Below are 21179 nucleotides of genomic sequence, written 5' to 3' on the forward strand. Positions count from 1 at the left end.
CTGGAGACAAACAAAAATGGGCAATTCTTTGGCAAGCCGGTTTGTCCGGCAGTTTGGGGGCCGCGCCATCATGGTGGCGGGGCTGGGTTTGGCCAGCTTGGCCGGGGGCACGGCGCACGCCGCGTTTCCCGACCGCCCCATCACGTTGGTGGTGGGCTTTCCACCGGGTGGCGGCGGCGACCTTTACGGACGCCTGATCGCCACCGCCCTGGGTAAAGAGATCGGCCAGACCGTCATTGTTGAAAACCGCCCCGGCGCGGGTGGCAACATCGCCGCGGGCCTGGTCGCCAAGGCGGCCCCGGACGGCTACACCATCCTGCTGGCCATGAGCGGCAACCTGGCGGTGTCGCCCGCCTTGAAGCCCAAGACCCTGCCCTACAAGGTGCCCGACGACTTTGCACCGATCGGCTTGATCCTGGAAGCGCCGCACGGCCTGTTCGTGGCCACGCAGTCGCGCTTCAAGACTGCCCAGGAAGTGATCAAGGCCGCCCAGCAAAAGGAGCTGACTTTCGCCTCCACCGGCACGGGCGGGGCTGCCCACATCGGCATGGAAACCATCAAAGAGCTGGGGCACCTGAAGCTGCTGCACGTGCCGTACAAAGGCTCCGGCCCGGCCATCACCGACATGATGGGCGGGCAGATCGATATGTTCTTCGCCACCGCATCGCCCCTGGTACCGCAGGTGCAGCAAGGCCAGTTACGCGTGCTTGCCCTGACCGGCAACAAGCGCAGCCCGATCCTGCCGGACGTGCCCACGTTCAAGGAACTGGGCATCAACATGACGATGACGCAGTGGTACGGCCTGGTGGCGCCCGCCGGCACACCGCCCGAAATCGTCAAGGTGCTGTCCGAAAACCTGTCGCGCGCCTTGAAAGAGCCGTCGGTGCAGAACGCCATCCGCAAGGACTCCGCCATGGAACACGACTTGCCGATGGACCAGTTCAAGCAGTACATCGTGGAAGACATCGCCAACTACCGCAAAGCCGCCACCCCCGCCCTGCTCAAGCAGATCGGGCAATAGCATCAGGAGATCTACATGCGCAACACCTTGATTGGCGTGGACGAGCTGCACCGCGCCTTGGGCCAGGCCGGGCGGGACGACATCGTGGTCCTGGACTGCGGCTTTGACCTGACGGACCCGCAAGCGGGGCGCCGCCAGTACGAAGCCGGCCATATCCCCGGCGCGGCCTACGTGCATCTGGACGACACGCTCAGCGGCGTGAAGACAGGCAAGAACGGGCGCCACCCCTTGCCGGATCGCGCCGGGTTCGCCCGCGCGATGGCCGCGCTGGGCATCGGCAGCCAGACGCAGGTGGTCGCCTACGACAACGCCGGTGGCATGTTCGCCGCGCGCCTGTGGTGGCTGCTGCGCTGGCTTGGCCACGACGCCGTGGCGGTGCTGGACGGCGGCGTCGCCGCATGGACGGCCGCGGGCTATCGGCTCACCACGGAGGCGCCGCCCAAGCGGGCCGCCGGCCAACTGCCGGTTGGCGACAGCCTTCAGCCCACGATCGACTACGCGCAATTGCGCCAGGCGCTGGGCGCGGGCAGGCACGTCGTGCTGGATGCGCGCGCGCCGGACCGCTATCGCGGTGAAAACGAAACGCTGGACGCGGTGGGCGGCCACATACCCGGCGCCCGCAATCGCTTCTTCCGCGACAACCTTGCTCCCGACGGCCGCTTTCTGGCGCCCGAACAACTGCGTCAGGAGTTCACCGCGCACATGAATGGCCGCGCACCGGCCGACGTCATCAACCAGTGCGGCTCCGGCGTGACCGCCTGCCACAACCTGCTTGCCATGGAAGTCGCCGGACTGACGGGCGCGGCCCTGTACCCCGGCTCGTGGAGCGAATGGAGCGCGCAAGCCGACGCGCCTGTCGCCACCGGCCCTGATGCGTAAACCCTCATGAACGCCCCCGTCCTCCCGCCGGCCCGTCCGGACACCGACAGCAAGCCCCACAGCGCCCACTGGGGCGTGTTTTCCGCCGCCTGGAAAGACGGCGCGCTGAAGGTGTTGCCGTATCCCGGTGACCCCGACCCCAACCCGCTTATCCAGAACTTCACCAACGCGCTGGACCACCCCGTGCGCGTCACCGCGCCCATGGTGCGGCGCGGCTGGCTGGAACGCGGGCCGGGGCCGGACGCCAGCCGGGGCCGCGACGACTACGTGCAAGTGACTTGGGACCATGCGCTGGACCTGCTGGCCGCTGAACTACAGCGCGTCAAGGATCTGCATGGGGCGGAGGGCGTGTTCGGCGGGTCTTACGGCTGGTCCAGCGCGGGCCGCTTTCATCATGCCCAAAGCCAGGTGCACCGCTTCCTGAATACGGCGCTGGGCGGCTACGTGCGTTCGGTCAACAGCTACAGCGCGGGCGCGTCGGGCGTGATCCTGCCGCATATCCTGGGCAGCATGGACGACGTGGCGCGCCGCAACGTCACGTGGGAACAGATCGTGCCGCACACCGACGTAGTGCTGGCGTTCGGCGGCATGGCGTTGAAGAATTCGCGCGTGGCCAGCGGCGGCATCAGCCGCCACATCGAACGCGAGTCCATGCGCCAGGCTGCCGCGCGCGGTTGCCGTTTTATCAACATCAGCCCCTTGTCCAGCGACTTCCCCGAAGACGCCAATGCGCAATGGGTGCAGGCCGTGCCGGGCACCGATGTGGCGCTGATGCTGGCCCTGGTGCACCACGTTGTCGCCAACGGCTGGCATGACCAAGCCTTTCTGGCCGAGTTCTGCGACGGCTGGGAAGGCTTTGAAGACTATCTGATGGGCCGGCAGGACGGGCAAGCCAAGGACGCGAACTGGGCCGCCCCCCTTTGCGGCCTGCCGGCGGCAAAGATCACTGAACTGGCGCACCTGTTGCCCGGCAAGCGCGTGCTGGTGACCGTTTCACATTCCTTGCAGCGCGCCGAACACGGCGAGCAGCCGGTCTGGATGGCCGCCGTGCTGGCGGCCGCCTTGGGCCAACTGGGTTTGCCCGGCGGGGGTTACGCCTATGCGCTGGGCACGCTGGCGCACTACGGCAAGCGCAGCAACGCCGTGCCGGTGGCGTCATTGCCGCAAGGCATGAATGGCGTGAAGGACTTCATTCCTGTCGCGCGTATTGCCGACATGCTGCTGCATCCCGGCCAGCCCTTTGACTACAACGGCAAGCGCATGCGGTATCCCCATATCCGCCTGGCGTATTGGGCGGGCGGCAACCCTTTCCATCATCATCAGGACCTCAAGCGCCTGACCCGCGCGTTCGCCACGCTGGACACCTTCATCGTCCATGAAATTGGCTGGACCGCCACCGCGCGCCATGCCGACATCGTGCTGCCCTGCACGATGACACTGGAACGCGAAGACATCGGCGGTTCGGCAACCGACCCGCTGCTGGTGGCCATGCACCGCATCGCCGCGCCCAATGCGCAGGCGCGCGATGACTACGACATTTTCGCGGACCTCTCCGACCGGCTGGGCACGCGTGATGCCTTTACCGAAGGACGCACCAGCGGCGAATGGCTGCGTCATTTGTACGAGCGGACGCGGTCGGCCTTGCAAGACCAAGGCCTGGAAGCGCCCAGCTTCGAGCAGTTCTGGGAGCGGGGCGAATTGCCGCTACCCCAACAAGACGACGACGGCGGCATCTTGCGCGCCTTCCGCGATGACCCGACCGGCAAACCCTTGCCCACGCCTAGCGGCAAGGTGCAGATCAGTTCCCAGGTGATCGCGGGCTTTGGCTATGCGGACTGCCCCGGCCACCCGGCGTGGTTGCCGCCCGAAGACGCGCCCACGCCTGACTACCCTTTGTTTCTGGTGGCCAATCAACCTGCTACCCGGCTGCATAGCCAACTGGACTTTGGCGCGCACAGCGTGTCGCAAAAGCGGCAAGACCGTGAAGTGTGCACGCTGCACCCCCAGGACGCCGCCGCGCGCGGCATTGCGGAAGGCGACATCGTGCGGCTGTTCAATGCGCGTGGCGCCTGCCTGGCCAGCGCCACCCTCAGCACGGCCATCATGCCCGGCGTGGCGCAACTGCCCACCGGCGCCTGGTACGACCCGGTGACAGATGCCAGCGGCAACGTGGTGCTGTGCGGCCACGGCAACCCGAACATTTTGACGCGCGACGTCGGCACATCGTCGCTGGCGCAAGGGTGCAGCGGGCAACTGACGGCCGTGCAGGTTGAGCGCTATGACGGCGTGTTGCCGCCCATGCGGGCGTTTGATCCGCCGCGAGCGGTGGAGATGGATGGGTAGCGGGATCGTCTGGCTACGCCGCCCCACCCTGCCGCGCGCCCATCATCGAGCGCGACAGGCGGCTGGCCGTGGAAAGAATGGCCTCTTTATGGCCAAGCAGCACCGCTTCGTTCAAGCGCGAGATCGGGCCCGAGATGCAGATGGCGCCCAGCAAGGTCCAATTGATGCCATAGACCGGCGCGGAAATACTGGACACTTCCGCGTCGCGCTCGCCCAGCGAAATCATGTAGCCGGCGCGCCGCACGGCCTCGTACTCTTCGCCTGCTTCGCCTGAGAACGCCAACAGCACGCGGCCCGGGCTGCCCAGGTTCAAGGGCAACGCCGCGCCCACGCGCACGTGATGGCGGATGGACTTCGGCCCTTCCACGCGCGCCATGCAAATTCGCTGATTGCCCTCGCGCACGTAGAACGTTGCGCTTTCCCCGGTTGCGCCCGACAGCTCTCGCAGTACGGGCTGCACCAATTCCTGCACGTTGAAGGTGGCCTGATAGCAGGCGCCCAGCCAACCGGCCGCCCGCGCCAGGCGCCACGTGCCGTCCGCGCGCTGCGCCAGGTAGTCGTCCATGGCCAAGGTGCGCGCCAGGCGCAACACCGTGGACCGGTGGCAGCCCGTGCGGCGGCTCAGTTCCGCCAGCGTCAAGTGCGCATCGTCGATACCGAAGGCTTCCAGGATGCGCATTGCCCGCCTGACCGCGACCACGCCTTCTTCGGGCGCATCGTCTTCGGGGGCAACGTCTTCAGTCAAGCGCGCGTCTTCCATGGCGTCATCCGTGGTGACTTTCCGCTTGGTTTTATCCACTTTGCCGACCTTCTTACCACCGCTTTTGCTGTCTTTGGTATCGACCATGGTATGCAACATGTTTCGCTGTACGAACCTGGATTGTATTAGGCGGAACACGATCGCACAATGCGCGGATCAAAACAACGACTGGAGACAAACCATGAAAGTCATTGCGCGCGTGCTGTCTGGCTTGGCGCTTGTTTGCGTGACGGGGCTGAGTGCTGCCCAGGGCTACCCCGACAAACCCATCCGCCTGATCGTCCCGTTCCCGCCCGGCGGCGGCACGGACGTGCTGGCCCGCGAGGCGGCGCTGAAGGTGGCAAAAAGTACCGGCTGGAACATCGTCACCGAGAACCGTCCGGGCTCAGGCGGAAACATCGGCGTGGATGCCGTGGCCAAGTCGGCGGCCGACGGCTATTCACTGGTGCTGGGCCAGACCAGCAACCTGGCCATCAACCCCACCCTGTACGCCAAGCTGCCCTACGACCCCGAGAAAGACCTGACCGCCATCGGCCTCGTCGCCGACGCGCCGCTGGTGTTGGTGGTGCCGGCCAATTCCCCGCTGAAATCGTTCGACGACATGATCGCGGCGGCCCGGGCCAAGCCGGAACTGCTGACCTACGCCAGCTCGGGCAACGGCACCGTGGCGCACCTGGCCGCCGTGCAGTTGCAGAATGCGGCGGACATCAAGCTCACCCACATCCCGTACAAGGGCGCAGCCCAAGCGTCCAATGACTTGATCGGCGGGCAGATCGACATGTACCTGTCGTCGGTTCCCACGCTGATTGGTCACATCCGCAACGGCAAGATGCGCGCCCTGGCGGTGACCGCCGCGCAACGCGCGTCCGATCTGCCTGACGTGCCCACCATCGCCGAACGCGGCTATCCGGGCTTTGAAGCCGTGACCTGGTTCGGCTTGGCCGCGCCGGCCGGCGTGCCCCCGGAGATCGTGCAGCGCCTGAACGCGGAATTCAACAAGGCGCTGCAAACCCCGGACCTGAGCCAGAAGTATCAGGAACAGGGCGCGCGCGTGCTGACAAGCACGCCTGAAGAATTCGCCAAGCTGATTCACGACGACCGCATCCGCTGGGGCAAGATCGTGAAGGATTCCGGCGCCCGCGTCGAGTAAGCCCGCATGTCCGTGCCCTACCCCTACTCTGCCGGGCTGGCTCCCGCAGCCGTGGCCGTTCCCGACGGCGCCTGCGATTGCCACATCCACGCCTACGATGCGCGCTACCCCGCCGTGCCGGGCGCGCGGCTGTTGTCGCCCGACGCGACGATGCAGCAGTACCGCGCCATCCAGGGCAGGCTGGGCACGCAGCGCGCCGTGTTGGTGACGCCGTCGACCTATGGCGCGGACAACCGAAGCATGTTGTCCGCCCTAGCCGAACTAGGCGGGCAAGCGCGCGGCGTGGCCGTCATCGACGGCTTGGAGACCGACGCGCAATTGCAAGCGCTGCATGCGGCGGGCGTGCGCGGCATTCGGTTCAACCTGTCGCTGGGCGTGGTGAATGCCGTTGCGCAGCTTGAACCGCTGGCCGCGCGCGTGGCGCCGCTGGGCTGGCATGTCCAGCTACTGATGCCGCCTGACCAACTGGTGCAGATCAGCGACGTGTTGGCGCGCCTGCCCACCCCGCTGGTCTTTGACCACATGGCGCGCATTGCGCCGAAGCAGGCTGGCGCACACCCGGCTCACGCTCTGGTCCTGCAATGGCTGGGCACGGGCCGCGCCTGGGTGAAGCTGTCGGGCGGCTATCTCGTCAGTGAGCAACGCTCGGTGCAAGACCCCGCGCTTGACGGGCTGGCTCGCTCCTTCATCGACGCCAACCCCGATCGCGTGATCTGGGGCAGCGACTGGCCCCACGCCTCGGCATCGGCCGGCATGCAACCCATGCCAGACGACGCGCACCAGATTGAGCAGCTTGCCGAATGGACCCGAACGGACGCCACGCTGCACCGCGTTCTTGTGCAAAACCCGGCGGCCCTCTACGGCTTTCCGGCATGAAAAAAATACTCAGGAGACAAGCATGACATTGACCGATACCCCGTCGTTTGCGCGCCGCCGCTTCCTGGCACTGGGCGCCACCGTGGCCGCCAGCGCCGCGTTCGGCGTGCGCGCCGCGCAAGACTGGCCTGCCGGCCAGACCATTACCTGGGTCGTGCCCTACCCGGCCGGCGGCAGCACCGACGTGCTGGGACGCGCGGTGGCCCAACAACTGGACGCGCTGCTTGCCACGCGCGTCATCGTCGACAACCGCCCCGGCGCCACCGGCACCATCGGTGCGGCCCGCGTCGCGCGCGCCGCGCCCGATGGCCTTACGTTGCTGGGCACCTCGATCGGGCCGCAGGCCATCGCCCCCCATGTGATGGGCAAGCTGACCTATGACCCCGTCGCCGACTTCGCGCCCGTCATCATGATCGGCACCATCGCCCACCTGCTGGTCGTGGGGGCCGCCCAGCCCTACCGCACCGTGGCCGATCTGCTCGCCGCCGCGAAGGCCGCGCCGCAAGGCCTGGCCTATGCCTCGGGCGGCACCGGCACCATCCTGCACATGCAGGGCGAATTGCTGCAACAAAAAACCGGCGCGCGCTTTCTGCACGTGCCCTACAAGGGCGACACGCCCGCGTTGCAAGACACGCTTGCCGGCCAGGTCCAGTTTGCTTTTCTGCCGGCAGCCGCCGCGCTGCCGCATGTGCAGTCGGGCGCGCTGCGCGCCCTGGCGGCCACCTCCGCGCAGCGCCTGCCCGTGCTGCCCGATGTTCCGACCATGCAAGAGGCCGGTATTCCCGATTTCGTGGCCGAGCAATGGCAGGCCGTCTTCGCGCCGGCCGGCACGCCGGCGCCTGTTATCCAGCGGCTTAACACCAGCATCGGCAAAGCATTGCAAAGCCCGTCCTTGACGGAATTGGCGCAGAAGCTGGGCATCACGCTGGTCGGTGGATCGCCGCAGGCGCTGGACCAAACCCGCAAGGCCGACTTCCAGAAGTGGGGCAAGGTCATCCGCGAATCCGGCATCCAACCCACCTGACATTCTCATCCCCCATTTTTTACACAGGAGCCGTTATGGCAAACCAGGACATCATCAAGGACTTTCCCCGCGTCGACGCCGATGTCGTGCGCCGCGCCGCGCAATTGCAACCCGCCATCCTCGCGGACGTAGCCGGCCGGCGTGGCGCGCTGCATGGCCGGATCCGGCCTTTGGACCCCGGCATGAAGCTGGCCGGCCCCGCGTTTACCGTTGAAGTCCGGCCCGGCGACAACCTGATGATTCACGCGGCGATCTCGCTGGCCAAGCCCGGCGACGTGTTGGTGATCGATGGCAAGGGTGATCTGAGCGCCGCGCTGATGGGCACCATCATGATGAACGCCTGCCGTCAGTTGGGACTTGCCGGCGTGGTGATCGACGGTGCCGCGCGCGACACCACTGAAATCATCGAAATGGGCTACCCGGTGTTCGCCGCCGGCGCCAACCCCAATGGCCCCACCAAGAACGTGCCCGGCCGCATCGGCCACCCCGTGTCGGTGGGTGGCGTTACCGTCAACGCCGGCGACTTCATCATCGGCGACGCCGACGGCCTGGTCGTCGTGGAACGCGAAAAAATCGAAGGCCTGCTGCCCGCCGCCGAAAAGAAGGTGCGCGACGAAGCCGCCCGCATCGCCGCCATTCAGGCCGGTGACACCGAAGCCAAGTGGCTGACCGCCGCCCTGCGCAGCGCCGGCGTGTTGAAGGAAGGAGAGGCGCTGTGAAACCCTCTGCCGCCCCGAAACCGGCGCTACTCGTCACCGCGGCTGACCTGGCCCCCGAGGCCCTGGCGCTGCTGGAAGGGTTCAACATCGTCTATGCGGGCAAGACACCCACCGAAGACGACATCGTTGCGCTGTGCCGCCAGCACGATCCCGTGGCCATCATCGTGCGCTACAGCAAGGTCGGCGCTGCCGCGATGGACGCCGCGCCTTCACTGCGCGTGATCTCCAAGCACGGCAGCGGCACCGACACCATCGACAAGGCCGCCGCCGCACAACGCGGCATCGACGTCGTGGCGGCGGCGGGCGCCAATGCCGCCGCCGTGGCCGAACAAGCGCTGGCGCTGCTGTTGGGTTGCGCCAAGTCGCTGGTGACGCTGGACGCGCGCATGCGTGGCGGGCATTGGGACAAGTCCACGCACAAGAGCATGGAACTGGACGGCAAGACCATCGGTTTGATCGGGCTGGGCGCCATCGGCCGGCGTTTCGCGGCCATGGCGCACGGCATGAACATGCGGGTCATCGGCCACGATCCCTATGCGCAAGACCTGCCGTCCTACATAGCCGCGGTGCCGTTGCAACAGCTCTGGCAGGAAGCCGACGCCATCTCGCTGCACTGCCCGTTGACGGATGAAAACCGTGGCCTGATCAACGCCGACACGCTGGCGCAATGCCGGCCCGGCGTGATCCTGGTGAACACCGCCCGAGGCGGGCTGGTGGACGAAGGCGCGCTGCTGGCCGCCGTGCGGTCCGGCCAAGTCGCCGCCGCCGGCCTGGACAGCTTCGCCGTCGAACCCATGACGGCCGGCCACCCCTTCCAGCATGAACCACGTATTGTCCTCAGCCCGCACATCGGCGGCGTGACCCGCGCCGCCTACGTCAACATGGGCGTGGCGGCGGCGCGCAATGTGCTGGCGGTGCTGGCCCGCAACACCAGCGCAGCCTAAGGAGCCGCAACATGCCGCAACGATGGAAGCACGCGCCGGACGGCAGCAATTGGGGCGAATTTGGCCCGGACGACCAGCGCGGCCGCATGAACCTGGTTACACGCGCCAAAGTCCTGCAAGGCATTGCCGAAGTTCAAGAGGGCAAGACCTTCTGCCTGTCGCTGCCGCTCGACCTGCCCGGCGGCACGGCGTTGAACCCCAAGCGGCTACCGACGCAGCGATACGCCACGTTGCGCGACGGCAAAAGCGCCGGCGTGCAAGGCTACTGCTGGTCATACGCTTCTGAAGACCCGCTGCTTACCGACGTGGTTTGCGACGACGTGCTGCTGATGAACACGCAGTACTCCACCCAGTGGGACAGCCTGGCGCATATGGGCAGCCGCTTCGATGCCGATGGCGACGGCGAAGCCGAGGCCGTGTTCTACAACGGCTTTCGGGCCGGCGTGGAGATCATGGCGGCGTTGCCCGACCCGCACGCCAGCGCTGACTGGGCCCGCTATCCCGGTCCGAACGCCAACGCGCTTGGCATTGAAAACCTGGCCGAGCACGGCGTGCAGGGCCGCGCGGTACTGATCGATCTGGAAGCGCATGTCGGCCGCGAGCGCGCCGCCATCGGGTATGAGCAACTCATGCGCATCATGCAGGCCGATGGCGTCGTGGTTGAGGCCGGCGACATGGTGTGCCTGCACACCGGCTTCGGCGACATGTTGATGGCCATGAACGGGCAACCGGATGTCGCGCGCTTGCATGCAAGCGGCAGCGGTCTGGACGGCAATGACCCCCGCCTGCTGCAATGGATCGTCGATTCGCGCCTGGCCTGCTTGATCGCCGACAACCCGGCAGTGGAATTGGTGCAAACCATCAGCCTGAGCGGCGCGTCCACGCCCTTGCGCCGCCCCCGACTACCGCTGCATGAACACTGCCTGTTCAAGAACGGCATTCATCTGGGTGAACTTTGGTGGCTGACGCCGCTTGCGCGATGGTTGCGTGCCCACGGCCGCCATCGCTTCCTGCTTACCGCCCCCCCGCTGCGGCTGCCTGGCGCGGCAGGTTCCCCTGCAACCCCCATCGCCACCGTCTGATCCCACGATTTTTTTCACCAGGCACAGCGGCCGGCACAGGCCGCAAGCCAACCATGCACGAAGGAGACAAACGTGAATACTTTTCGTACGCTTATCCGCCTGCCATCCCTTGCGCTTTCGGCGGCCGCGCTAACGCTATGCGCTAACGCAGCCCTCGCGCAATACCCGGATCGACCCGTTCGTATCGTCGTCGGCTTTTCCCCCGGCGGGCCGACCGACGTGGTCGCGCGCGCCTTCGCTGCCTATGCCGCGCAGGCATTGGGGCAGAGTTTCGTGGTGGAAAACAAGCCCGGCGCCAACACCATTCTTGCCGCCGAAGCCGTCGCCAAAGCCGCGCCTGACGGCTACACGCTGCTGGTGGGTGCCACCAACCACACCATGATCCCCGCCCTGTACAGCAGTCGCGTCAAGTTTGACGCCTTGCGCTCGTTCACCCCCGTGTGCGCGATAGCGGTCAGCCCGACGGTACTGGTCGTGGGCCCCGCCCTACCCGTAAAGACACTGGACGCATTTCTGGCACGGGTGCGCGCGGAGCCCGGCCGCATTACGTACGCCACGCCGGGCACAGGCAGTTCGGGTCATTTCGCCACGGCGCAATTCCTGAACCTGACGAAGACGTCCATGAATCACATCCCCTACAAGGGCGCGTCGCAGGCCGTTGCCGATTTGATGGGCGGACAAGTCGATAGCTCGCTGGCCACGCTGGGTTCGGTGCTGCCGCAAGTGGAGTCCGGCAAGCTGACAGCGCTGGCGGTGGCCGCGCCCCAACGCCTGCCACAGCTACCGCAAGTGCCCACCTTCGACGAGGCGGGCGTCCACGGATACACCGCCGACGCGTGGTACGGCGTGCTTGCGCCGGCAGGCCTGCCCCAAGACGTGCGCAGCAAGCTGGAGCAGGTGGCCCGGGATTTCGCCCGCGCGCCCGCCACCGCCAAGAGTCTGGATGCGCTGGGCATGCAGGCACGCCAAACTTGCGGCAACGATTTCAACGCGCAACTGGCCAGCGAGATCGATGCAAACCGCAAGCTGGCCGAGAACCTGGGGCTAAAGGCCGATTGAGCCGCGCCCGGATATAAAAGCAAACAACGAAAAATACACATCATTCAGAGGAAGACAAATGACGTTTCTTACCCAACCCTACGCGCGCCGCAAGACCGCGGCATTGATCCTGGCCTGCTCCGCCCCGCTGCTGGGCATGTCCGTCTCTCACGCAGCCGACACCTGGCCCGACCGGGCGGTGCGTATCGTGGTGCCCTACGGGCCGGGCGGCGCGGTCGATGTGGCCACGCGCAAGATGGCGCAAATGCTGTCCAGCCAGACCGGACAGAGCTTCGTCGTGGAAAACAAGCCCGGCGCCACCGGCACCATCGGCGTGAGCCAGGTCGCGCGCGCAACGCCCGACGGCTATACGCTGGTGGCCAACGACACTACGTATTCGCTCTTGCCGTACATCTTCAAGAAGTTGCCGTTTGATCCCGCAGAGGACCTGCAACCCGTCTCGGCCTTCGTCTTCGCCCCCATGGCCTTGGCCGTGTCGGCCGACAGCAGCAGCCACACACTTGACGACCTGATCGCGCAAGCCCGCGCCAAACCCAACATGATCACGTACGGATCAGGCGGGCCAGGCACCACGCCGCATTTCGCGGCTGAAGCGCTGGGCCTGGCGACCGGCGTGAAGTTCATGCACGTGCCGTTCAAGGGCGCGGCCGAGGCCACTCAGGCCGTGCTGGGCAAGGTGATCGATTTTCAGTTTGCGTCCACCACCGGCGTCATGGGGCCGGTGCAAGGCGGCCAGCTAAGGCTCCTGGCCGTCAGCGGCAACAAGCGCCTGCCGGTGTTGCCTGACGTGCCCACCTTTGCCGAAGCGGGCGTGAAGGACTTTGGCGTGGTCAACTGGACCGGCCTGTGGGCGCCAAAGGGTACGCCCCCGGACGTCACCGACCGGCTGCAACGCGAGATCGCCACCGCCATGGCCTCGGAAGAGATGAAAACGTTTGCCACCAAGATGGGGGCGGAGCCACGCGCTGCCGACGCCACAGAGTTTCGCGGCATCCTGGCCGATAGCGGCCAGATGTGGGGCAAGGTGGTCCGCAGCATCGGCTTCGACGCCAAATAAACCCAGGAGGATTCGCCATGTTCTGCTTGCACGCCCCCGAAGTCGTTGACTTTCAGGTCTGGTCGACCATGCCCGATCACTTGCGCCGCCCCCGGCGCAGCGCCTGGGCCGACGCCAACCGGGGCGGCATGCCGGTCGACTCCTTTCTTGAAGGGCCGGTCTTTGATGAGTCCGGCAACCTTTACGTCACGGACATCCCCTGGGGCCGCGTGTTCCGGATCACGCCCGACCGCCAATGGTCATTGGTGGCCGAATACGACGGCGAACCCAACGGCATGAAGTTTCTGGACGCCGGCCGCCTGCTCATTACCGATTACAAGAATGGGCTCATGACGCTGGATATCGCGACCGGCGCCGTCACGCCCTATCTTGAACGCCGCAACAGCGAACGCTTCAAGGGCGTCAACGATCTGATCTTCGACACCCAAGGCAACCTGTATTTCACCGACCAGGGCCAAAGCGGGCTACACGATCCCAGCGGCCGCCTGTATCGACTGCGGCCCAACGGCCAGCTAGACCAACTTCTGGATAACGTGCCCAGCCCGAATGGCGTGGCGTTGTCGCCCGACGAGCGCGTGCTGTACCTTGCCGTCACGCGCGGCAACTGCGTGTGGCGCGTGCCCTTGCTGCCCGACGGCAGCGTCAGCAAGGTCAGCCAGTTTTTTACATCCTACGGCCCCAGCGGCCCCGATGGCCTGGCCGTTGACACCGAGGGCAACTTGCTGGTCTGCAACCCCGGGCTGGGCTATGTCTGGCTGTTAAACCATCGCGCCGAACCCAGCATCGTCTGGCGCAGCGTCACGGGCGCGTCCACCACCAACCTTGCCTTTGGCGGCGAAGACAGGCGCACGCTGTTCTGCACGGAATCGACCAGCGGCTCGATTCTTTTTGCGTCCGCGCCCCACGCGGGCCTGGCCCTGGCGCGCAAGGCCTGACAGCGCCAAACAAAATACGCGTGGCCGCCGCTTGAGTTGACAGTGTAAAACGACCGTTTTACATTGGACGCATGGATACCAAGACACAGCTGATCTCCACGGCGGAACTTCTTTTCAACCGACACGGTTTCACGGCCACCGGCATGGACCGCTTGACCCAAGGCGCCGGCATGTCAAGCCGAACGCTCTACAAGCATGTCGGCAGCAAAAACGCGCTGATCGCCGCCGTGCTCACCGAGCGCGACAAGCGCTTCTTTGCGCAAATTCAAGAAGCAAGCAGCGTCGACGCGATCTTCAAGGCGCTGGAAAACTGGATGAAAACCGAAGACAACCTGGGTTGTCTGTTCTTGCGTGCCTACGCGGAAACCGGTGGCGACACACCGGAAATTGCCGATGCCGTGTCCGCGCACAAAGCCGCTTTCTGGCGAAAAATTCGGGAAGTCGTCTCGGCGGAAACCGGGGGCCGCAGCGACCCGGTGCTGGCCGAACAGATCTTGGTCTTGTTCGAGGGCGCGACGGCCGCCGCCATCTATCGCGGCGCAAAATCCGTGAAGGCGGCACGCTTGGCGGCCATCGCCCTGGTGGAACGGGCGCGGCCATGAGCCTTGCGCTGAGTCCCGCCGCAACGCTGGGCGCAACCGGTTTTGCGCTGATCGCCGTCTGCTATGGCTTTGCCCGCTTCGCCTTCGGCTTGTTCCTGCCGCGGATCGATGCTGACTTGTCCTTGTCGTCGACGCTAAGCGGCTTGATCTCGGGCGGGGCGTTTCTGGGCTATTGCCTTGCCATCGCGCTGTCGGCCTGGTTGACCGAACGGATAGGGCCCCGCGCTGTCGCCGTCGGCGCAGCCCTGGTCGCGGCGGTGGGCATGGCCGGCATCGCCGCCGCGCCCTCGGCGCCCTGGCTGGCGGGCGCGGTCATGCTGGCGGGATCCAGCACGGGACTGGCCTCGCCGCCCCTGGCCGCAGCCGTAACCGCAGCGGTCAAGCCGAACCGGCAGAACGCCACCAACACCATCATCAACGCCGGCACCGGCGCGGGCGTGGTGCTGTCCGGCCCCGTGGCGCTGATGATGGGAGACCAATGGCGCCTTGCGTACGCGGGCTTTGCGGTGGCGGCGGTCGGCCTGGCGTTTGCCGCGGCGCTCTCCCTGCCGCGAGGCTCCCAGGCAGCCACGAACAATACCCATGGCTTACCGTCCCTTAACGGAGAGCTGCGGCGCTTGATCGCCGCCGCCTTCCTGACCGGCGCGGCCAGCACCGCGATCTGGTCCTTTGGAGCGCAGCTGGTCGCGCTGCGGCTCGACTGGAGCAGCGCAGGCGCGGGCCTGCTGTGGATCGCCATCGGAGCGGCCGGTATTGCGGGCGCGGGCGCGGGACATCTGATTGCGCGCTTCGGCATGGACCTGGTCCATCGCGTATTCCTGGCGGCAATAGCGGCAGGCATGCTTATGATCGGCATCACAGGCACCTCGGCGGCCCTGACCCTGGGCGGCGGCCTTCTGTTTGGCGCCGCTTACATCATGCTTACCGGGGTCTATTTGCTGTGGGGCGTCCGGGCGCTGCCGGACCGGCCCGCCACGGGCGTGATGATCGCCTTTCTGGCGCTTGCGGTCGGTCAGACCGCCGGGGCCGCCGTCTTCGGACTGTTGATGGAGCATCTGGCGGCCAATTCCGCCGTGGTTATTTTTGCCAGCCTTGCCATCACGGCGGCGTTGGCGCGGGTTGAAGAGGCAAATCCAAGACCGTGTGTGGCGGGTCGATAGCGGGCGGCGCGGGGGGGATTGCTTGCTGTTGCTTCGGGTTGCCAGTCCCGCTGGGCAGCGTCGCGCTCAGCGCTTTCAAGACGAAAGGATCTACAACATGACTTGCATGAGCCGCTGCTTTTTTCACTGAATCCGCGCCTTTCAACATTTGTTGAAAGGCGCACTTTCACTGAAATTAATGTGCAGTATCCAATCAGCTCTTCACCCCGCAGCCCACGTGTTAACGTAGCCGCCACCCCACAGCCCCACCCTACTCATGCAAAGCCGCTCCCTGCGCGCTTTCCTGGCGCTACACCAATTCGGCACCGTGACCGCCGCCGCGCAGGCCGTGCATTTGTCGCCCGCGGCGGTCAGCGTTCAGCTGCGGAACCTGGAAGAAGAACTGGGTGTCGAGCTATTCGTACGCACCGGCCGCTCAATCCTGTTGAACGATCGCGCGCACCAGCTTCTGCCGCTTGCCCGGCGGGTCTTGGACCTGGAAAGCGAGATGGCGTCGTTGGGCAATTCCAGCCGTCTCAAGGGCAGGCTGGCGCTGGGCATCATCACCAGCACATTGAGCGGGGGGCTGCCGGATGTGCTCAAGCGCCTGGGGGCCGAACACCCCTCCCTGGAATTGCGCATCACCGCGAAGCGGTCGCCAGACCTTGCGTTGCAGGTGGAAGCCGGCTTGCTGGATGCGGCGGTCATTTCGATGCCGCCGCCGCATTTTTCCACGACGCTTTGCTTTCACGAGCTGTATACCGAGCCCCTGGCGCTGGTCATGAGCGCCAAGCGAAATTTCACCAACGTCAAAGCCGCGTTGGAGGAATATCCCTATATTGCTTTCGACAAAACCACCTGGATCGGCAAGCAGATCGACGCGTTCATCCAGGACAGCGGCGTCTCGGTACGGCCCGCGATGGAGTTGGACTCGCATGACGCCGTACTGTCCATCGTGCGCCACGACATCGGCGTCACCGTCCTGCCCGTGCTGAAAGGCCCCGCGCGCAGCGACGGCGCGCTGAAGTTCATTGACCTGCCGGGCTTGTACCGCACGGTGTGTCTGGCCGTGCGCCACGCCAATAACGACAGCCGAACCACGCAGGTGCTGGTGAACTGCTTCCGGGAATTCGGGGAATCTTCTCCGCTGGCGAAATAGCCGTCGTGCTTGTCATCCCACGAGCATCGTTTTTGCCGATGCTCAGATGTAAAAAAATTAGCTTTTGATAAATCTCTCGCCTTCTTAGTATGGATCTTGGCATCGTGCATGGGCCGGATCACATCAAGCGGCCAGTGCCGTCGGAAGGAGGGATTTTTGAACATCGTCGTGACTGAATTCATGGACGCACCCGCGGTCGACCGACTACGGGAAAAAGCAGACGTCACCTACGACCCGAAGCTGGTCGACGACCTGCCGCGCTTGTGTGAAGTGGCGGCCACTTGCGACGCACTGATCGTGCGCAACCGCACGCAGGTGCGCGGCGAACTGCTGGCGTCGCTCAAACAATGCAAGGTGGTGGGACGGCTGGGTGTCGGCCTGGACAACATCGACCTGGCCGGCTGCGAACAACAAGGCATACAGGTGTTTCCCGCCACCGGCGCCAACGCCAACAGCGTTGCCGAATACGTGATCGCGACCGCGATGGTGTTGCTGCGCGGTTCGTACGCATCCTCGGCGGCGGTCGCGGCAGGCGAATGGCCGCGCGACGCGCTGTCGAAGGGCCGAGAGATCTCGGGCAAGACCCTGGGCCTGCTGGGCTTTGGATCGATCGGGCAATTGACCGCGCGGCTGGCCAAGGCGCTGGGCATGTCGGTGCTCGCGTTTGACCCGGCGTTGGCGCATGACGACCCGCTGTTCGCGAAGCTTGGTGTCGCGCCCGCCGCCTTGGACAACGTGCTGGCGCAAGGGGACGTGCTCAGCTTGCACATGCCGCTGCTGGAGTCCACGCGCAATCTGCTCAATGCCACGCGCATACAGGCCATGCGGCCCGGCGCCATTCTGATCAACACCGCGCGTGGCGGCATCGTTGACGAGGCCGCCGTGGCAAGCGCCCTGCGCAGCGGACAGCTTGGCGGCGCCGCGCTGGACGTCTTCGACGTCGAGCCGCTTGCCCTGGCGCCGCACTTCCAGGGTTGCCCGAACCTTATTCTTACGCCCCACACAGCAGGCTTGACCACCGAATCCAACCAACGGGTAAGCAGTCTGGTTGCAGAGAAGGTGCTGGCGGCGCTGGGCTGATTTTGCAACACCGCATTGGCAGCACCGACCTTGCAGCACCGACCTTTGCAACACCATAAAAAATACACGGACAGGAGACAAAATGATTACCAGAAGAATGTTGCTGGCCTCGGCCCTTGCGCTTGCCGCCATCGCCCCCGCCGCCGGCGTACAAGCACAATCACAAGCCCAAGCACCGGCCACCGACTACCCCGCCAAAGGCAGCGTGTTGAAATACGTCGTGCCGTTCCCGCCGGGTGGATTGACGGACGTCATGGCTCGCCTGGTGGGCCAACAACTCAGCGAGCGGCTGGGCGTTACCGTGGTGGTGGAAAACCGCCCGGGCGCGGGCGCGATGATCGGCGCCGAACAGGTATCGCGCGCGGCGCCCGATGGCACCACGCTGCTGGCCATCACCATGACGCACTCGGTGAACGCCACCTTGCTGCGCGACAGAAGCCGGTTCGACATCACCAAAGACCTGAAGCCCGTCGCGCTCTTGGCTTCGACACCGATCCTGGTCGTGGTGCCGGCCAACAGCAAGATACGCACGCTGGACGACCTGGCCAAGGCGGCAAAGGGCAAGGAACTGAATGCCGGGTCCAGCGGCGTGGGCACGCCATCGCATTTGTCCCTGGCCTTGTTCAACCAGATCAATAGCACCAACATCCTGCACATCCCCTATGCCGGCGGCGCGCCGTCATTGACCGACCTGATGGGCGGCCAGCTTGATGTGATCTTCAGCAACTACGCCGAGTCCCTGCCCTACGTGCAGTCGGGCAAGCTGCGCGCCATTGCCATTGCCAGCGCGGCGCGCAATCCGCAAGTGCCGAATGTGCCGACGTCCGCCGAGGCAGGCATGCCGAAGCTGAACGTCGAACAATGGACCGCCGTCATGCTGCCCGCCGCAACCCCGGACGCGATCGTTCAACGCCTGGGCAAGGAACTCGTCGGCATCATGGCGCGGCCCGAGGTCGCGGAAAAGACGCGCTCGCTAGGCTTCAGCGTCGATGCGCGCGGGCCGGCGGAATTCGCGCCGTTCTGGAACAGCGAGGTGCAACGTTGGCGGGCACTGATTCAATCGGCGGGGATCACCGCGCAATAGCATTCCTACGGGGGGACGAACGGATTATCCGCGTAGACGCAGGGGCAAGATCGGATAGAGGGAAAAGGCCAACAAAGGCCCAGGCCGAAACAATGGCAACAATAAATTTCCAAGCCCGCTATTCGTCTTGACCCGGGTCCAGGCGGATGCCCGAGATCCCGGAAGGGCCGCAGCCCTCGCCATTTCTCGGTTCCCACCGCGCCCCTCCAGCCCAGGCAAGCACCGCAGACCCGGAGGGTTCGCACCCACCCGGCCTGCGCCATGTTTCAGGCCACCGTCCGGGTATTGCAGCGCCGTCCCAAATCAGTAGCATGCGCGGTCATCCGACTCAGCCTCCTTCAAGGATCGACCTCATGATGCTGCCGCGACCGCGCGTTGCCCTTTCCGCCCTGACGCTTGCCCTGGCCTTGTCGGGCTGCGTGCACGTGCCGGACTACAACGGCGAGGGCAGCATGGACGACCCGCGCTACGCGCAACTGCTGGACCTGATCGGCGAGGCCTTGAAGGACGACATGGCCGTGGTGCTGGTGGCCGACGTGATGCCGCACGCCAGCTTGAACGACGCGGAGTCCATGACCAAGTGGACGGGCAACACGGTCTGGATGCACGAACAGCAGCCGAAGATCACCTTTGGCCGCAAGTTCCAGAACAATTCGCTGCAACGGGACAAGCAGGCCACCTACCTGTTCAAGGCCTTCGAAGTGCATATCCTGCCGCCCGGCAAATACCTGCTGACCGGCGGCGACGACTACAAGCTGAATGCCTTGCTGGACCAGGTGGGCGCGCGCCCCGGCCCGGTGGGCTCGGGCCGGGGCGCCAACGGCACCGCCTATCTGTCGCCGGAGCTTTATCGCGAGTTCTACAAGGAAACCAACTGGCATGAAGGCACCACCGGCACGCAGCTCAAGACGCGCAAGGTGTGCACCGCCGTGCACCGGGCGTCGGGCAACTGCGTCAGTTGGGGCGAAGAGCAATACACCGAAACCACGCAGGGCTCCCGCGCCGGCTACTACGAGCAGACGGATTCACGCGATATTCCCGCCATCAAGGTGCAGTCGCGCGTGCCGCCGAAGCTGGCCTTGGCCAGCTTCACCCTCAAGGGCGGCCAACTTGTGCTGAGCCAGCGCATGCACATGAAGACGCCCAGCTACAAGTACAAGCAATCGGGCTGCCGCGCGGTCGACCCCAAGATGATCGAATGCCCGCTTGAAGACTTCACCGTCTACACGCGCCCGGCGCCGATGGATTTCACGCAGAAGCTCATCGCGCAGCGCCACAGCTTGAGCGACGCGCACCGACAGTTGCTGTCCACGCTACAACCCATGCAGATCACGCCGCTGGGCAAGCAAGGCATGGAAGATCCAATCTGGGGCGTGCCGCTGTCGATGGGTAAGGGGAAATAAGTCAGGCGGCGCTTAGCCGCCCGCAATCTGCTTCAACACCGCCGCCACAATCGCCTCGGGCCGGTCTTCCTGAACAAGATGGCCGGCATCCGCAATCGGCATGCACGGCGCGCCAGAAATCAGCGCCGCCAAGGCCTCGCCTTTCGCGTAGGGAATCCAGTTGTCGTTCTGACCCCATAGCACTTGCACCGGGCAGTCCATCCGCCCATACATGCCCTGGACCTCGTCGGTGTACTTCTGATCCATCTGCGCAATTTGCCGGTAAAAGGCGGGTTGGCCGATCTCGCCCAGCCATGGCTGGGTATACACATCCAACGCCTCGTCCGACAGCGGTTGGCAGGCCGCCGTCTGTAGATAAGCACGCAGCAGCGCGCGGTGCATGTAGTCGGGCATCCCCGCGAACGCGCCCTCGTGCTTGCGCACGTGCTGCACGAAAGGCGAGCCCCACGGGGCCAGCGCCACTGCGTCAAAGATCGTCAACGAGCGGTAGCGCAAGCCATCCAGATAGTAGGCGCGCAACGCGGTGGCACCGCCAAAGTCATGCGCCAGGACATCCGGGCGATCCAGTTCCCATTCCTTGAACAAGGCCGCCAGTACCTTGTTCTGCACCGCCAGCGACACGTCTTGCCCGTCGCGCATTTCAGACTGCCCGTAGCCCACCAGGTCAAAGACATAAACCGTTCTGCGATCCGCGAACGCCGGCACGATCCTGCGCCATACCTGCGAGGAAAACGGCGTGCCATGAATCGCCACCAACGGCGGCCCTTCGCCGCACGTTCCCCATCTGACGGCGTTTCCTTCGATGATCGATGTGTTCGGCAAATGCAGCACAGTGATCTCCTTTGTCATATCGCCAATCAACG

General features: G+C 65.4%; 20 protein-coding genes. 18 read left to right on the forward strand and 2 right to left on the reverse strand.

The genetic code is table 11. From position 1 onward, the window contains the following. The first annotated feature begins 16 nt into the window (after positions 1–16). The 3 genes from P8T11_RS14625 to P8T11_RS14635 are packed head-to-tail and all read left to right on the forward strand — an operon-like array spanning position 17 to position 4243. The gene (locus tag P8T11_RS14625) at positions 17–1021 is read left to right on the forward strand and encodes a Bug family tripartite tricarboxylate transporter substrate binding protein (RefSeq protein WP_268081267.1); all 1005 of its coding nucleotides are present in this window, start codon (positions 17–19) and stop codon (positions 1019–1021) included. 15 nt (positions 1022–1036) lie between these two features. After that, complete coding sequence (locus tag P8T11_RS14630; protein ID WP_268081266.1) at positions 1037–1900, forward strand: sulfurtransferase; 864 nt, start codon at positions 1037–1039, stop codon at positions 1898–1900. Positions 1901–1906: 6 nt separating this feature from the next. Beyond that, the gene (locus P8T11_RS14635; protein WP_268081265.1) at positions 1907–4243 is read left to right on the forward strand and encodes a molybdopterin guanine dinucleotide-containing S/N-oxide reductase; all 2337 of its coding nucleotides are present in this window, start codon (positions 1907–1909) and stop codon (positions 4241–4243) included. 13 nt (positions 4244–4256) lie between these two features. Here P8T11_RS14635 and P8T11_RS14640 read toward each other — a convergent pair whose 3' ends face one another. Further along, positions 4257–5003 (reverse strand): IclR family transcriptional regulator, encoded by a 747-nt coding sequence (locus P8T11_RS14640; protein WP_268082354.1) that lies wholly within the window; start codon positions 5001–5003, stop codon positions 4257–4259. Between the two features lie 181 nt (positions 5004–5184). Between P8T11_RS14640 and P8T11_RS14645 the strand changes: the two genes are divergently transcribed. From P8T11_RS14645 to P8T11_RS14715, 15 genes are all read left to right on the forward strand, one after another. After that, positions 5185–6153: a Bug family tripartite tricarboxylate transporter substrate binding protein gene (locus P8T11_RS14645; protein WP_268081264.1), complete on the forward strand. Its 969-nt coding sequence runs from the start codon at positions 5185–5187 to the stop codon at positions 6151–6153. Between the two features lie 6 nt (positions 6154–6159). Next, complete coding sequence (locus P8T11_RS14650) at positions 6160–7029, forward strand: amidohydrolase family protein (protein WP_268081263.1); 870 nt, start codon at positions 6160–6162, stop codon at positions 7027–7029. 22 nt (positions 7030–7051) lie between these two features. Then, a complete protein-coding gene (locus tag P8T11_RS14655) occupies positions 7052–8053 on the forward strand; it encodes a Bug family tripartite tricarboxylate transporter substrate binding protein (RefSeq protein ID WP_268081262.1) in 1002 nt (333 codons plus the stop codon). Positions 8054–8088: 35 nt separating this feature from the next. Continuing rightward, positions 8089–8772 carry an RraA family protein gene (locus tag P8T11_RS14660; RefSeq protein ID WP_268081261.1) on the forward strand — a complete coding sequence of 228 codons (684 nt, stop codon included), beginning with the start codon at positions 8089–8091 and terminating at the stop codon, positions 8770–8772. Next, on the forward strand, positions 8769–9716 hold the full coding sequence (locus P8T11_RS14665) for an NAD(P)-dependent oxidoreductase (RefSeq protein WP_268081260.1): 948 nt from the start codon (positions 8769–8771) through the stop codon (positions 9714–9716). Before P8T11_RS14660 ends, P8T11_RS14665 begins: the two co-directional genes overlap by 4 nt. An 11-nt stretch (positions 9717–9727) precedes the next feature. Next, positions 9728–10798: a cyclase family protein gene (locus P8T11_RS14670; protein WP_268081259.1), complete on the forward strand. Its 1071-nt coding sequence runs from the start codon at positions 9728–9730 to the stop codon at positions 10796–10798. A gap of 72 nt (positions 10799–10870) precedes the next feature. Beyond that, on the forward strand, positions 10871–11857 hold the full coding sequence (locus tag P8T11_RS14675; protein ID WP_418910302.1) for a tripartite tricarboxylate transporter substrate-binding protein: 987 nt from the start codon (positions 10871–10873) through the stop codon (positions 11855–11857). 58 nt (positions 11858–11915) lie between these two features. Beyond that, a complete protein-coding gene (locus P8T11_RS14680) occupies positions 11916–12914 on the forward strand; it encodes a Bug family tripartite tricarboxylate transporter substrate binding protein (RefSeq protein ID WP_418910301.1) in 999 nt (332 codons plus the stop codon). Between the two features lie 17 nt (positions 12915–12931). Further along, the gene (locus P8T11_RS14685) at positions 12932–13849 is read left to right on the forward strand and encodes an SMP-30/gluconolactonase/LRE family protein (protein WP_268081258.1); all 918 of its coding nucleotides are present in this window, start codon (positions 12932–12934) and stop codon (positions 13847–13849) included. A 71-nt stretch (positions 13850–13920) separates the two neighbouring features. After that, a complete protein-coding gene (locus P8T11_RS14690; RefSeq protein WP_268081257.1) occupies positions 13921–14451 on the forward strand; it encodes a TetR/AcrR family transcriptional regulator in 531 nt (176 codons plus the stop codon). Continuing rightward, positions 14448–15611 (forward strand): MFS transporter, encoded by a 1164-nt coding sequence (locus tag P8T11_RS14695; protein ID WP_268081256.1) that lies wholly within the window; start codon positions 14448–14450, stop codon positions 15609–15611. The genes P8T11_RS14690 and P8T11_RS14695 overlap by 4 nt, the downstream gene beginning before the upstream one ends. A 256-nt stretch (positions 15612–15867) precedes the next feature. Beyond that, positions 15868–16749: a LysR family transcriptional regulator gene (locus P8T11_RS14700; RefSeq protein ID WP_268081255.1), complete on the forward strand. Its 882-nt coding sequence runs from the start codon at positions 15868–15870 to the stop codon at positions 16747–16749. A gap of 156 nt (positions 16750–16905) precedes the next feature. Continuing rightward, positions 16906–17829 (forward strand): hydroxyacid dehydrogenase, encoded by a 924-nt coding sequence (locus P8T11_RS14705; protein WP_418910300.1) that lies wholly within the window; start codon positions 16906–16908, stop codon positions 17827–17829. Positions 17830–17911: 82 nt separating this feature from the next. After that, a complete protein-coding gene (locus P8T11_RS14710) occupies positions 17912–18913 on the forward strand; it encodes a Bug family tripartite tricarboxylate transporter substrate binding protein (protein ID WP_268081253.1) in 1002 nt (333 codons plus the stop codon). 353 nt (positions 18914–19266) lie between these two features. Further along, positions 19267–20316 (forward strand): hypothetical protein, encoded by a 1050-nt coding sequence (locus P8T11_RS14715; RefSeq protein ID WP_268081252.1) that lies wholly within the window; start codon positions 19267–19269, stop codon positions 20314–20316. 12 nt (positions 20317–20328) lie between these two features. On the opposite strand, the gene P8T11_RS14720 is transcribed toward P8T11_RS14715, so the two are convergent. Next, positions 20329–21165: an alpha/beta fold hydrolase gene (locus P8T11_RS14720; protein WP_268081251.1), complete on the reverse strand. Its 837-nt coding sequence runs from the start codon at positions 21163–21165 to the stop codon at positions 20329–20331. Between the last annotated feature and the right edge of the window lie 14 nt (positions 21166–21179).

The sequence above is a fragment of the Achromobacter spanius genome (assembly GCF_029637605.1).
In the GTDB taxonomy this organism is placed as follows: domain Bacteria; phylum Pseudomonadota; class Gammaproteobacteria; order Burkholderiales; family Burkholderiaceae_B; genus Achromobacter; species Achromobacter spanius_E.

Coding starts and splice junctions, on each gene's coding strand:
- P8T11_RS14625 (WP_268081267.1), top strand. CDS start 17: ATGGGCAATTCTTTGGCAAGCCGGTTTGTCCGGCAGTTTGGGGGCCGC.
- P8T11_RS14630 (WP_268081266.1), top strand. CDS start 1,037: ATGCGCAACACCTTGATTGGCGTGGACGAGCTGCACCGCGCCTTGGGC.
- P8T11_RS14635 (WP_268081265.1), top strand. CDS start 1,907: ATGAACGCCCCCGTCCTCCCGCCGGCCCGTCCGGACACCGACAGCAAG.
- P8T11_RS14640 (WP_268082354.1), bottom strand. CDS start 5,003: ATGGAAGACGCGCGCTTGACTGAAGACGTTGCCCCCGAAGACGATGCG.
- P8T11_RS14645 (WP_268081264.1), top strand. CDS start 5,185: ATGAAAGTCATTGCGCGCGTGCTGTCTGGCTTGGCGCTTGTTTGCGTG.
- P8T11_RS14650 (WP_268081263.1), top strand. CDS start 6,160: ATGTCCGTGCCCTACCCCTACTCTGCCGGGCTGGCTCCCGCAGCCGTG.
- P8T11_RS14655 (WP_268081262.1), top strand. CDS start 7,052: ATGACATTGACCGATACCCCGTCGTTTGCGCGCCGCCGCTTCCTGGCA.
- P8T11_RS14660 (WP_268081261.1), top strand. CDS start 8,089: ATGGCAAACCAGGACATCATCAAGGACTTTCCCCGCGTCGACGCCGAT.
- P8T11_RS14670 (WP_268081259.1), top strand. CDS start 9,728: ATGCCGCAACGATGGAAGCACGCGCCGGACGGCAGCAATTGGGGCGAA.
- P8T11_RS14680 (WP_418910301.1), top strand. CDS start 11,916: ATGACGTTTCTTACCCAACCCTACGCGCGCCGCAAGACCGCGGCATTG.
- P8T11_RS14685 (WP_268081258.1), top strand. CDS start 12,932: ATGTTCTGCTTGCACGCCCCCGAAGTCGTTGACTTTCAGGTCTGGTCG.
- P8T11_RS14690 (WP_268081257.1), top strand. CDS start 13,921: ATGGATACCAAGACACAGCTGATCTCCACGGCGGAACTTCTTTTCAAC.
- P8T11_RS14695 (WP_268081256.1), top strand. CDS start 14,448: ATGAGCCTTGCGCTGAGTCCCGCCGCAACGCTGGGCGCAACCGGTTTT.
- P8T11_RS14700 (WP_268081255.1), top strand. CDS start 15,868: ATGCAAAGCCGCTCCCTGCGCGCTTTCCTGGCGCTACACCAATTCGGC.
- P8T11_RS14710 (WP_268081253.1), top strand. CDS start 17,912: ATGATTACCAGAAGAATGTTGCTGGCCTCGGCCCTTGCGCTTGCCGCC.
- P8T11_RS14715 (WP_268081252.1), top strand. CDS start 19,267: ATGATGCTGCCGCGACCGCGCGTTGCCCTTTCCGCCCTGACGCTTGCC.
- P8T11_RS14720 (WP_268081251.1), bottom strand. CDS start 21,165: ATGACAAAGGAGATCACTGTGCTGCATTTGCCGAACACATCGATCATC.